The sequence below is a fragment of the Paenibacillus agricola genome (assembly GCF_011440305.1).
Taxonomy (GTDB): domain Bacteria; phylum Bacillota; class Bacilli; order Paenibacillales; family NBRC-103111; genus Paenibacillus_S; species Paenibacillus_S agricola.
Genome location: NZ_JAAOIW010000015.1, coordinates 16,674 through 29,582, shown reverse-complemented (window position 1 = coordinate 29,582; position 12,909 = coordinate 16,674). Strand labels below are relative to the sequence as shown.

Annotated in this window: 11 protein-coding genes and 1 pseudogene; 5 read left to right on the top strand and 7 right to left on the bottom strand. The window is 45.9% G+C overall.

The annotated features are described in order from the left end of the window. Positions 1–46: 46 nt before the first annotated feature. Positions 47–208 carry an SE1832 family protein gene (locus tag G9U52_RS29540; RefSeq protein ID WP_166154453.1) on the bottom strand — a complete coding sequence of 54 codons (162 nt, stop codon included), beginning with the start codon at positions 206–208 and terminating at the stop codon, positions 47–49. 237 nt (positions 209–445) lie between these two features. Here G9U52_RS29540 and G9U52_RS29535 point away from each other — a divergent pair, with 237 nt between their 5' ends. From G9U52_RS29535 to add, 4 genes and pseudogenes are all read left to right on the top strand, one after another. Then, complete coding sequence (locus G9U52_RS29535; RefSeq protein WP_166154451.1) at positions 446–1,903, top strand: circularly permuted type 2 ATP-grasp protein; 1,458 nt, start codon at positions 446–448, stop codon at positions 1,901–1,903. Then, the gene (locus tag G9U52_RS29530) at positions 1,903–3,792 is read left to right on the top strand and encodes an alpha-E domain-containing protein (protein ID WP_166154449.1); all 1,890 of its coding nucleotides are present in this window, start codon (positions 1,903–1,905) and stop codon (positions 3,790–3,792) included. Before G9U52_RS29535 ends, G9U52_RS29530 begins: the two co-directional genes overlap by 1 nt. 21 nt (positions 3,793–3,813) lie before the next feature. Next, a pseudogene (locus tag G9U52_RS29525) lies at positions 3,814–4,263 on the top strand (FecCD family ABC transporter permease); the annotation flags it as partial. Positions 4,264–4,412: 149 nt separating this feature from the next. Further along, entirely contained in the window at positions 4,413–5,456 is a 1,044-nt protein-coding gene (add, locus tag G9U52_RS29520; protein ID WP_166154447.1) for an adenosine deaminase, read from the top strand. A gap of 96 nt (positions 5,457–5,552) precedes the next feature. Here add and G9U52_RS29515 read toward each other — a convergent pair whose 3' ends face one another. From G9U52_RS29515 to G9U52_RS29495, 5 genes are all read right to left on the bottom strand, one after another. Then, positions 5,553–6,482: a cyclic di-GMP-binding domain-containing protein, MshE-related gene (locus G9U52_RS29515; RefSeq protein ID WP_166154445.1), complete on the bottom strand. Its 930-nt coding sequence runs from the start codon at positions 6,480–6,482 to the stop codon at positions 5,553–5,555. Then, positions 6,482–6,862 (bottom strand): response regulator, encoded by a 381-nt coding sequence (locus G9U52_RS29510; protein WP_166154443.1) that lies wholly within the window; start codon positions 6,860–6,862, stop codon positions 6,482–6,484. Before G9U52_RS29510 ends, G9U52_RS29515 begins: the two co-directional genes overlap by 1 nt. Positions 6,863–7,055: 193 nt before the next feature. Beyond that, positions 7,056–7,901 carry a sugar phosphate isomerase/epimerase family protein gene (locus tag G9U52_RS29505; RefSeq protein ID WP_166154441.1) on the bottom strand — a complete coding sequence of 282 codons (846 nt, stop codon included), beginning with the start codon at positions 7,899–7,901 and terminating at the stop codon, positions 7,056–7,058. 40 nt (positions 7,902–7,941) lie between these two features. After that, positions 7,942–9,018: a Gfo/Idh/MocA family protein gene (locus G9U52_RS29500; protein WP_166154439.1), complete on the bottom strand. Its 1,077-nt coding sequence runs from the start codon at positions 9,016–9,018 to the stop codon at positions 7,942–7,944. A 133-nt stretch (positions 9,019–9,151) separates the two neighbouring features. After that, positions 9,152–10,228 carry a Gfo/Idh/MocA family protein gene (locus tag G9U52_RS29495; protein ID WP_166154437.1) on the bottom strand — a complete coding sequence of 359 codons (1,077 nt, stop codon included), beginning with the start codon at positions 10,226–10,228 and terminating at the stop codon, positions 9,152–9,154. A gap of 113 nt (positions 10,229–10,341) precedes the next feature. Between G9U52_RS29495 and G9U52_RS29490 the strand changes: the two genes are divergently transcribed. Next, positions 10,342–11,244: an AraC family transcriptional regulator gene (locus tag G9U52_RS29490; protein ID WP_166154435.1), complete on the top strand. Its 903-nt coding sequence runs from the start codon at positions 10,342–10,344 to the stop codon at positions 11,242–11,244. A gap of 31 nt (positions 11,245–11,275) precedes the next feature. On the opposite strand, the gene G9U52_RS29485 is transcribed toward G9U52_RS29490, so the two are convergent. Then, positions 11,276–12,862 (bottom strand): LTA synthase family protein, encoded by a 1,587-nt coding sequence (locus G9U52_RS29485; RefSeq protein WP_166154433.1) that lies wholly within the window; start codon positions 12,860–12,862, stop codon positions 11,276–11,278. Positions 12,863–12,909: the final 47 nt, after the last annotated feature.

Genomic DNA, 12,909 nt, shown 5'->3' with positions numbered 1-12,909 from the left:
TACCCAATTAATATAGGTTGGTTAAAATTGCTTCGTAGAAACTGCTTTATTGATGCAATTGCTTCAATTCTTCCTCAATAGCGACCAACTGGCGCTCGGCATTATCCATATTAACACCGTTAGACTCCATCTTTTCCATATCCTCCTGAAGCCGAATATAGTCCATTTTCAATTCAGCTATTCTTGCTTTTTTCTGGTCATTTGTCATGGATATTCATCCTTTCACTACTTGATAAACACTTATCTATTAAGATTACGGAAATGCTGGCGTTTTGTAAAGAGGGTCGCATGTTAGGTATCTTACTTGTCAACCGATTTATTTCTGCGGAAAATAGTTTTATTTAGAAAATTCGGGTAATGAATGATATACTTGTTAACATCGACCCTGCATCATTGCACCACAATGGAGTGGACGAGTTAATTGAAAAGGTGGAGGCTGATCGAAATGTTTAAACCATACAAAACCGAACCTTTTTTCGATGAAATGCTAGATTCGAACGGTTTACCAAGAGAGCATTATGAAGCATTCCACCAGATGCTACAGCAATTTTCCGATGAAGAATTGAAGGAGAAGCATGAGACTGCTCAGCTCTCTTTTTTAAGGCAAGGTATCACCTTTACCGTTTATAGTGACAATGTGGGCATAGAACGAACAATGCCGTTCGACTTTATCCCTGTTATCATTCCTCCGAAGGAATGGTCGAAAATTGAGCAAGGCATGATTCAAAGAACCGAAGCGCTTAACCAGTTTTTGGAGGATATTTATGGGGACCAGCAGATTTTGCAGGAGGGCATTATTCCACGAGAATTGGTAGAGCAGAATCCTTATTATTACCACCACCAAGTAAAAGGTATTGATATTCCTCTGAAAAACCATATTTTTCTAGCTGGTATTGATCTGATTCGTGACGAATCCGGAGAATATCATGTATTGGAGGATAATTTACGCAATCCTTCGGGCATATCTTATGTTTTCCAAAATCGTTATGTAATGAGGCAGGTCTATCCGGAATTTTTCAATAAGCATTCGATCCATTCCTTGGAGCATCAGCTTTCGTATTTACATGAGGCTGTTTTGTCCCATGCCCCCAACACGATGAAAAAAGGCACGGAGCCAACGGCAGTGTTGCTAACACCCGGGATGTTCAATTCGGCCTACTATGACCATGTATTCCTGGCGCAGCAGATGAATCTCCAGTTGGTGGAGGGACGTGATCTTGAGGTTCGTGACCATGTCGTCTATATGAAAACCATTAAGGGGCTAACGCGCGTAGATATTATATATCGCCGCATAGATGATGATTTCCTAGATCCGAAAGCATTCCGTGAGGATTCTACGCTTGGTGTTCCCGGCTTGCTGCAAGCCTATCGAAGAGGAAACGTAGCGATTCTTAATGGGATTGGCAATGGTGTTGCCGACGATAAGGCGATGTATGCCTATGTGCCGGATATGATTCGTTATTACTTAAAGGAAGAGCCTATTATTCCTAATGTGACTACATACCGCTTGCAGGATCCGGAGCAACGTAAATGGGTGCTGGAGCGCTTGGATCAGCTTGTTGTCAAAAACGTAGGAGCTTCAGGCGGTTATGATATGCTTATTGGTCCTCATGCGTCTGCCGAAGAAATCGAAATTTTTCGCAAAAAAATTATTAGTGAACCGCACCAATATATTGCTCAGCCGACGATTAAATTGTCGAGGGCACCAGCTTTTCAGGATAATCGATTTTACCCATGCCATGTAGATTTACGGGTTTATGTCATGCGCGGTAAAGAAACACATGTATTGCCGGGAGGCTTATCGCGGGTTGCATTGAAGGATGGTTCCTTGGTCGTCAATTCCTCGCAAGGCGGCGGCGGCAAGGATACATGGGTCATTAGAAGCGGGGGGAGTGACGCTTAATGTTAAGCAGAGTAGCAGATTCCTTATATTGGATGGGACGTAATATTGAACGTGCCGAGAATAATGCCCGGATATTAAGTGTCCAGTTAATTCAAATGCTAGAGTCCTCGGAAGAGGAAATATTGGCAAACCATGACTGGAAAATTATTTTTGAAATTTGTGCTTCGAAGGAAAGCTTTGAGCTGTTCAAGCAGCTTCATGGGACGGACACCGTGCATGGAGACGCGATCATCCAGCACCTTTCATTCGCTGAAGGCAATCCGAATTCGATAGCGAATTGTGTCCGCATGGCACGCGAAAATGCACGCTATACAAGAACGCATTTGCCCAATGATTTTTGGGAAATTTGGAATGGCTTTTACTTATATACGCAGCAGGCGCGTGTTTCCAATGGCTCCAAAAAAGATATTCAATATTTTCTGCAGCAAATGAAAATGACATCCCTCACCGCCCAGGGCGATATTGAGTCCTCGATGTCCAGAGGCGTGGCTTACCGCTTTATCAAGATCGGCAAATGGCTGGAGCGAGCCGAGAAAACGGCGCGTATCTTGAATGTAATCAGTAATGCCAACGGTAAGAACGAGCAGGGGAGACCTGGTGAGAACTACTATTATTGGCGTTCGGCGCTACAACTGGTTAATGGATATGAAGCTTATTTAAAGCAGTTCCCTCCTTTAATGGACTCCAAAACGGTGTTGTCCTTTCTGATTGCGGATGATGATTTTCCGAGGTCGATTCGGTATTGCATGAACCATGTACGGGATGCCATCCACGAATTGGAGAACGGGAAAGTAACCAAATATTCCTGGGAAATGTATGCGTCCTTGGATGCACTAATGGATGAGTTCGATGAAGTAAAAATTAAGGAATTGAACTCGGATGAATTGAGTGCATTTTTGGATCAATTCCAGAATAGCTGCAATGAAATTGGTCGTATCTTTGCTAAAACCTATTATTTGGTTGAACCCGTTACGCTGTTGGGCAAGGATGGGAATGCAGGTTTCCAGCTACAATATCAGAATACGGGGGCACGATCGTTTATGAAATATCAAATCGTACATACGAATACGTTCGAGTATGAGTCGGCTGTCGATCAAAGTATGAATACCATTAGGTTAAAACCGCTAACGGATGAGTGCCAGCGTCTTGTGGCTTACCGGGCAGACATCCTGCCTGCATCGCTAACTAAGGAGCATACGGATCTTTGGGGTAACCAAGTGGAAACTTTTTTTATTCCAGAGCAGCATTTTTTATTGGAGGTGAAAACGACTTCCGTCGTAAGCATTCAACGAAGCCCGTTTATTCATCGGATCGATTATTCACCGGAAATGGAAGCGATCTTTCATTCTGAGCTGTTTCGCTTGCATTACCTAGCTTATCTGAATGATACGGGCTACACATATTTACTGCCCCATCAGGTGCAGGAAGTGATTGACGATATAGGCAAGGTGGAAAACCCTGTCCAGTTTGCTATTGATGTCATGAAGTATTTATTTGAGAAATTTACGTATAATGGTGATTCCACTAATGTCGATACGAAAGCCCAGGAATCCTTCGAGCTAAAAAGAGGCGTATGCCAGGATACGACCCATGTGATGCTCGGTATCCTTCGCGCCAAGCATATCCCTGCCCGTTACGTTAGCGGCTACTTATATGTAGGTGAGGACTCAGCACTTAGAGGCGACTCAGCTACCCACGCATGGGTAGAAGTGATGGTTCCAGGCGTAGGCTGGGTTGGTCTGGATCCCACTAACAATGTGGAAGCTTTAGAGAACCATATCCGGGTTGGAACCGGACGTGACTACGCGGATGTAAGTCCGCTACAGGGCGTATATCGTGGCGGGAACCAAAAGCTCGACGTTCGTGTTTCGGTTACGCTAGTAGATTAGAATTTGTAGTATTGGTTAGTCGGAAAAATAAATAACCTTCGATCCGGGACGAACTGGGATTACGTGCTGGCTGCTTTGGTTTGGATGCTGCTGTTGCTCCCTTATGCATTCTACAAGTCACACCGCATTAATATTTTATACATGGGCGAGGATATAGCGACAGGAGTAGGACTTTCGGTTCAAAAGGAACGCACCATTCTAATGGCTATTGCTGTAGGGTTGGCTGGCGCTTGTGTAGCTGTTGCCGGAAGCATTGGCTTTGTCGGCTTAATTGCTCCACATTTGGCCAGGAGGATAATCGGCCGGGATTACAGGGTAGTGCTTCCTTCATCGGCTCTCATCGGCTCCATTCTTGTCCTAGTGTCCGATACAATAGGACGAATTATTGCCCAGCCAGTCGATATTCCTGTAGGCATCGTCACCGCTGCGGTCGGCGCTCCCTATTTTCTGTATTTGCTAACCCGAAAGTGAATGGTATTTCCATTAAAAGCCTACAGGCGCCCGAAAGGGTGCCTTTTTTTATGAAAATTAGGCTGTTCAATTTATGTTAAATATATTGACATGTAAATAACATTGGTTTACATTTAAACAAATCGTTTGAATCCTAAGGAGGGATCCGTATGGAAACGAATTGGAGTGGGGATTTGTTACAGCAGTTACCGAAGGTTGATCTTCATTTGCATCTGGATGGATGCGTGAATCCGGGGACGGTTATGGAGCTGGCGCGTGAGCAAGGGATCGAACTGCCCGTATCTACTAAAGAGTTATTGCTTCCTTATATGCAAGTGGATGAGACCTGCAGCAGCTTGGCTGAATATTTAAGCAAATTTGAATTCACCACACGTTTTATGCAAACTGCCAAAGCGTTAGAGCGTGTTGCCTATGAGGTTGTTGAGCAAGCAGCTGCCCATAACTGCCTATATATTGAAGTACGGTTTGCACCGCAGCTACATCGCAGCAATGGCTTGTCGGCAGAAGAAAGCATTCATCATGTGATAGAAGGGCTGAGGAGGGGCGAAAGGCAGTTTAAAGTTAAAGCCAGAGTGATTGCCATTTGCATGAGGAATCATTCTATTCAGGATAACCTGGAGGTTATTGAAGCTGCTGCTGCATATATAGGTAAAGGGTTGGCAGCCGTTGATTTGGCCGGAGATGAGGCGTCGTTCCGACCTGAGCTGTTCAGGGAAGTATTCGCTTTGTCCCATAAGCGGGGGATTCCGGTAACCATCCACGCTGGGGAAGCTGCTGGAGCAGATAATATTAAGGAAGCTGTTAACAATCTGGGGGCCCGACGCATTGGCCACGGTGTCCGGCTCAAAGAGGATACGGCTATTCTACACATGGTGATACAGCAGGAGATTCCGCTGGAGATGTGCCCGATCAGCAATATCCAAACTAAGGCAGTTTCCTGCTGGGATGCCTATCCCGTACGTGAATATTTTGACAAAGGGATTAAGATTACAGTGAATACGGATAATCCAATCGTCTCGGGCACCGATATAACCAAAGAATACCGGGTCTTGAAGGAACGTTTTGGTTTTACGCTCCGTGAGCTTTCAACATTGGTGATAAATGGTGTGGAATCTGGATTTTTGGAGGATCGCGAGAAAGCATCCTTAAAGCAGGAAATGGATATAAGGTTTAGAGCTATAGGCGTTTATTGAATTGTGAATCCAGGAATGCAATAGGAAAATGAAAAAAAGCCTCGCAGCCACTTCTTGTGGTTGTCGAGGCTTTTTGTTGGGCAATTAAGCATGGATTCAAGCTTCTCTGTTGTAATTAGTAGCTATAAGATCGCCAAGATCGGCAATAATGAGGTCGAATTTAACTTGAGGCCCATCTACATGGATAATGACTTTAACGGGAGTGGTGGTTGCCAATTCGGTACCTCTTGTGACGGATTGAGGCTCCATTTCAAGCTCGATGCTTCTGTTGGACAGGTTCACAAGGAAGATGCCGTTATGAAGATTAAGAAATTCACCTACTGAGGCTTCCATCATTTCGTCAGGTGCCTCAACAGCTTCTTGAGCATACAAGGAAGCAAGCTTCAAGAATGAGGCTTCACTGCCGCCTATGCCTGTAATCCTGGAGATGATGCGGTCACTGCTCAATAATGGCTGTTGCGCCGTCCATTCATAAGCAGTCGCTGCTTCGCCAGTTGCTACTTCGAGGCGAATATGGCTATCAATGAAACGGATCATATTTTTGGAGAATAGGCTTATATAATCGTTCATAGCCCAATGTAGGCTGATGCCTTCCTTAGTCAGGATAGCTTCCAGCAGAGCTTCGATATTGCCGTTTACAATAGCGTCGAATTTATCGTCGGTCAGGCTGTAGTCCTTTTTATAAAGGGCTAAAGCGCTGGCAAATCCTTCGTAGTCGATCGTGCCTTGATCAATAAGGGTTTGGCCAAGAGTAAGGTGGGCGCTTTGCTGCGAGGACAATAGCTCGCTTATTTGCTCTTCCTTGGCATAACCTAGATTCACGGCAATCTCGCCAAATCTTTTATCTATTCTGGTTTGGGCTTGGTGTACTTCTTCAACCTGCTCGGGGCTCAGATAACCTTTATTAATAGCCAATACCCCGAGCTTTACCCTGGTTTCCTTTTGTGCAGACATGGCTTGGTCCAGCTGGGATGCAGTAACAAGCGAACGATTCAATAAAAATTGGCCAAAGTATTGTGCGAACATTAGCGGGCACCCCGTTCTTCGATGATTTTTTTCGCAATGTCGACAATTGCTTCAACGGCAATTGGTTTTTGGAGAAAATTATTCGCTCCCAACTTAAGAGCTTTAATTAAATTGCTTTGAGTACCCACCGAAGAGGCCATCACAACGTGAATGGATGGGTTATGTAGTTTGATTTCCTGCAACGCTTCAATACCATCCTTCTTGGGCATTACGATATCCATAAGAACGAGATCGGGCTGTTTGGTTTGGCAGAAAGCGACAGCTTCTTCGCCATCAACGGCTTCGAACAATTGGGTAAAGCCTTGTTCCGCTAGGGCTCCTTTTAATTTCTTCCGGACAAGCAGAGAATCGTCGCATAGTAAAATTTTCAAATCATACATAGGGTCTCACTCCTCGGTTTTACCTTCTAGTTAAGGTATAAATAACATTATTGAGTATAAATAATATCTTTATATGTTAGATAATATTACAACGTCTGCAATTAGACAAGCTGAATTTAACATTTTGTCAGATTTCCTCATTTTATGACAAAAAAAGAGGCTCACCTTAGTGAGCCCCTCCTAATATAAGATTTTATAAACCCGCGGCCGAGTAAACCTTGCGGAAGCCTTCTTGGGAACGAAGCAGCAAGGTTTCGCTGGATTCTTCGGAGGGCTTAGGCACCAGGATTTCCTGGGCAACTGTGCCTTTATAACCAATTTGCTTAAGCGCTCGCAGGAAGCCTGCCAAATCAATAACGCCTTCACCGGGATATAAGCGCTCATTATCGATCGCCTCGGACACGGGTACGTCAGGGGCATCGTTGATATGCACCAATACGATTTGGCTTGGATCCAGACGTAAAATATCGTCGATACCCAGCTCGTTCGTATACCAGTGGTAGCTGTCGAAGAGTAAGCCCACATTGCGTTCATCGATCGCATCAATCCAATCAATCGTTTCCTGTAAACCCCAGACAAACGGATTGGCCCAGCGTGTCCGCAGATGGTGGGGGCCAACAAATTCAAGACCAAAACGAATACCGTAAGGCGCCAGAATTTGCGCACAAATACGCAAACGGCGTGTGGCTATCGCCATAAAATGTGCCGCTTTATCGTCAGTGGACGGGAGTACATAGGTGGTGCAGGTCGTGCAGCCTACGGCAGCAGCAGCTTCTGCATCCTTGGCCACACGGGCAAGACCGGCGGTAAACTCCTCCTCGGTCGTACGCCATTGGACGGACAAGCCGATGCTGGCAATGCTAATGCCTTGCTCGCTTAGAAAGGCGTTGACGGAGTCTGCACCTTTCTCGGTGATCCAATCCTCCAGCTCCTTGCCTCCGGCGGTAATGGCCTCGAATTCATGCGCGGCGGCAGCGCGGACAAAATCTTCGATACTGCCCACGGCGCCAATTCCAGCACGTGTAAGTCCTTTTAACATATTTGCGCCTCCTTCAGTACATTTCTTAATTTCATATCTATTAAATATTCCAGTCCAGTATAACCTCGTGGCCGGTGCGGGATGACTCGTAAATGGCATCCAGAATCAGGTTGTTAGTAAAGCCGCTCATTGCCGATGTAGTAGGTTGCTTGCCTTCACGGATACATTCGATAAAGTGGCGGCTAACGCGGATACGTCCGCCCTCGTCTTTCTCAGGTGTTACCAATTCCACCTCGGTTGCACGTTCGAACGTTTCAGTTAACAGCTTGGCTTTATTGCCAATGATCGATGCGCCGCCTTCTGAGCCCATCAGATGAATGAAATGCGTGCTATTCGTATCCATATGTACAGCCCAGCTTACTTCAAGGGACAAGGTGCTGCCATCGTCCATTTTAATAAGCGCCGTCGCCAAATCCTCAACATCATAGCTGCCGTTCCAATCTGGAGTTCCCCATGTGCCAATACCACGTTTTTTGGGACCGAATTCTGCATAAGTAGAGCCGAAGACGGAAACTGGCTTGGCATTTCCCATAAAAAAGAAGGCAAGGTCAAGCATATGCACACCGATATCGATCAACGGTCCGCCACCGGATTGGGCATGGTCGGTAAACCAGGTTCCCCAGCCAGGAATCCCCTTGCGGCGGAACCAACCTACCTTGGCATTATATATTTTGCCGATCGAGCCATTATCAATTTGCTGCTTCACTTGCAAAGGAAGCCAGTCCCAACGCATTTGATGAGGAATCATCAGCACCTTGCCTGTTTCACGCTGTGCGATTACAATCTCGCGGGCAGCTTTAGCATCAATAGCCATCGGCTTCTCTAAAAGTACATGCTTGCCGGCGCGCAGTGCTTGTACCGCTAGTGGAGCATGAAATTGATTCGGAACGCCGATAACAATAGCATCAATATTCGGATCTTCAATCAATTCTGTATTGGTTACGTAAGTAGTAGGAATGCCATGCTCAGCGGCGCATTTTTGCGCTAAGGGATAGTTAATATCAGTTAAAGCAACAAGCTCAACGTCTTCAGGCAATTGCTTAAAAATATTCATATGGACATTGCCGATATTACCCGAGCCGATAATGCCAAGCCTTATTTTGTTATTAATTGTCATCGTAATAGCCTCCGCTTAATCATAAATTTAGGTGTCAGTTCCTTCACCTATCATAAAATGTAAGCGCATAAAAAACGTTTCATTTTTTACGGAGGGTATCCCATTTTTTCAGCAAAGCCGATATTTTGGCAGCTTAGAACGACCAATCCAAGATAACCTCATGTCCTGTCCGTGAGGATTGATAAATCGCATCGAGGATCAGGTTATTCGTATAGCCGGTCATAGCTGACGTTGTTGGCTCTTTACCCTCACGGATGCATTCGACAAAATGGCGGCTAAGGCGGATACGCCCACCTTCGTCATTATCTGGTGTAACTAACTCCACCTCGGTTGCCCGGTCGAATGCTTCGGTTAGCAGCTTGCCTTGAGTGCCGCGGATGGAGGCGCCACCTTCTGTGCCCATCAGGTGAACAAAATGCTTGGCGTCTGTATCCATATGCACCGCCCAGCTCACCTCGATCGTTAGCGTGCTGCCATTATCCATTTTGATCATGGCTGTCGCCAAATCCTCTACATTATAGGAGCCGTTCCAATCGGGTGTACCCCAGGTGCCGATGCCACGTTTTTTGGGACCAAATTCGGCATAGGTAGAACCAAATACGGATAATGGCTTCACATCACCCATGAAAAAGAAAGCCAGATCCAGCATATGTACGCCTATATCAATCAGCGGGCCGCCGCCGGATTCCTCTTGCTTGGTAAACCAGGTTCCCCAGCCGGGGATGCCCTTGCGGCGGAGCCAACCGACCTTGGCATTATAAATCTCGCCAAGGGCACCTTTATCTACCTGCTGCTTCACTTGCATCGGCAGCCATTCCCAACGCATCTGATGAGGAATCATCAGCACTTTGCCGGTTTCTCGCTGCGAGCGGACGATTTCGCGGGCAGACGGAACATCTATAGCCATGGGCTTCTCCAGAAGCACATGCTTGCCTGCCCTCAGGGCTTGTATAGCCAATGGGGCATGCCATTGGTTAGGTACACCAATGACAACAGCATCAATATCCGGATCTTGAATAAGCTCTTCTGTAGTCATATAACATTTGGGAATCCCGTGCTCAGCAGCACGTAATTGCGCTAATGGATTATGGGAGTCAGTAATGGCAACGATGTCAATATCCGCACTTAATTTTTTGAAAGTTTTAATGTGCACATTACCGATATTACCTGCTCCGATAATACCGAGACGGATTTTTTCATTCATTTTCATGACTAGAACCTCCGATAAATTAAGTTGTGGTACACTTTCATTATATAGTAAGATGTAAGCGTGTTAAACTTATGGCAAGCTTTCAATAAATGCTCAACAGGAGTGAACGGCCTATGACGGTTGTACCGGTCTATTTAACTCATTACCCCAATATGGATACGGCATTGCCCTTTCATATTAAACTTAACCATTTGAACAGGGATTTTGGCTCACACCGCCATGATTTCCTGGAGTTTTCCTATGTAATTGAAGGCCGTGGCTTTGAAATTATTAATGGGGTTAAGCATCCAATGGAGCCTGGTACCTTTACGTTAGTTATGCCCTATCAATTTCATGCAATCCATACCGATCCAGATTGTCCATTAAGGCTATATAATTGCAATTTCGGCATCCATTTATACAATTCGGCAGAGCCGCTGCCAGGTTCGATTGAAGCCTCCGAAGATGTGGAGGTGCCGCCATATGCACAAGTGCCTGCTGCGGAGCAACCGCAATTCCTTGCCATTATGGAAGAATTATTTGCGGAGTATAAGGGAGCGCAATTGTGGAGGCAAGGACTGATCAAGGCCAAGCTGACGGAGGTGCTGATCCGGTTCGACAGGCTTAGAAGGAATACGGATCACGAAGAGCCGGTACCAGACGTGGCGAAGCTTGAGGGAAGAGACCGGGGAAGGGCAAACAGCGATATTTGGAAAGCGATTCAATATATTCATGAGCACTATAGGGAAGATTTAACACTGTCTGGGCTAGCAGAGAGGTTCGGCTTTAGCGTTTCTTATTTAAGTGAGCTCTTTAAAAAAACAATCGGGCAAAACTTCGTTTCCTTCGTGCATGAGGTGCGAATTCGCCAGGCGTGCGCCTTATTAATCGCAACCGAAATGAACGTGCTGGAGATTGCGTTGGAAGCAGGCTACGGTTCTTATAATACCTTTACCCGTATATTCAAAGAAAGCAAAGGCATGACGCCTGCCATATTCCGCAAGCAAAACAAGCTGCAGCTCACAGATGCACGTTAGCCATAAGGGCCAGCTATCTGTGAAAAGCAGCTCATTGTATATTTCCTGTGAGGGGCAGCCAATGGTTGCGGGATTGGGCAAGCACATGGTCTTGGCTATCAACAACACGAACCTGCAGCTCCAGCCCTCCCCGGGGCTGTTCATACATGTCTTTGGGAAGGCTTGCACTTAAGCTTGTTTCCGTCTGCCAAACTGTTGGCAAGGGTTTGCCATCAGCGAACAGGATGCTGCCGATGCCAAACCGCCCGCCCCTTACGATCAGCGTCATGGTCTTCATCCAATCGGCCACAAAGCCCTCGCTCACGTTGATGCTTTCAGGTGTGACAGATTCAATGGTCGGCTCGCCATAGCCGATTATAAAGGGCTGTGTGGCTTCGGACATAAGTCTGCCTGTAAATTCGTCCGCATACTCACCTGCATCCTCGCGCTCCGCAAAAATCGCCTGCTGGCGTTGCTCGTATTCGCTTAAATCCGCTTCGTTAATGCCCATAGCCTCATAATAGGGCTTTGGCGGGATAACGGGGATTTTTTGGGAAAGCTTGTATAGAAAATCTGTATACGCACTGCCTTTAAGCTTAGCCAGGTTTAGCAGATAGGGACTTAGGAAAGAAGGGCTGAAATGAACAATTTCTTTGTTGGCAGGCAAATAATTGTTCCAGATTAATAAAGGCGTACGGTACATTTTATCGAGAAAATTAGGATCGTCGGTTCCTTGAATATATTGGCTTTCGCGATAGACGTAATAATCGGTCTCCAAGTGGGGGAGATGGTCTCCAAAAAAAACAACAATCGTTGGCTCCTTAAGCTGCCCGAAATATTTGACCAGCTCTTGCAGCATCGCGTCGGATCCATGGATGCCTTGTGCTAACGTTTCGACAATCGCCAGCGCTTCATCGGATATGGGTCCTTTGACTTGAATCGAATTGGATTTAAATTTATCCGACCAGTAATGGTAGTGGTTTTCCATAGTATTCGTAAATATTAGATCTGGCCCGTCACTGCGTTTGCTTTCTTCGATAATTCGTTTGGCAACGGCGTGGTCGCCCATATAAGGACCTACATATTCATTGGGATTAAAAAACTCAATAGGGATGACCCGGGAGAAGCCAAAACGCCTGTATACATTAAGGCTATTCGCATACCAGTTATCAAATGGGTTAATGGCCGTAGTGGTATAGCCCTGTCTGCCCAAAATACTTGCTAAAGAATCAATCGGGTGATGGATCATTTTCTCATAAGCGATCTCGCCTGAATTCAGAAAACGCATCGAGTTGCCTGTCAATACTTCAAGCTCTACATTGGCTGTCCCGCCACCGAATTGGGGAGAAAGCATCGTTCCATTCGTATATTTTTCCTGGAGCGCATGAAAGGTCGGGATGGGGTCGCGGCTGAACCTAAGCCCTTGAATTTTTGTCGGATCCCAGAAGGCTTCGCTTAAGACTATAATGATATTGGGGTTGCGTTGTAAGTCTTCAGGTATCCAATCGTCCTGCTTCTCTTTCAGCACTAAAGGATGTGTGGGCTCGGCATAGGGCAAGGAGGTGCTGAGAACTATAAAAAGAAAGGCAACTATACAAACAGCCGCTGAACGTAAAAGGTTGGCGGGCCTAAATAACATAAATATGCTCCCATCCGCTTAAGCGCTTCCATTATTCTATTAGGTTA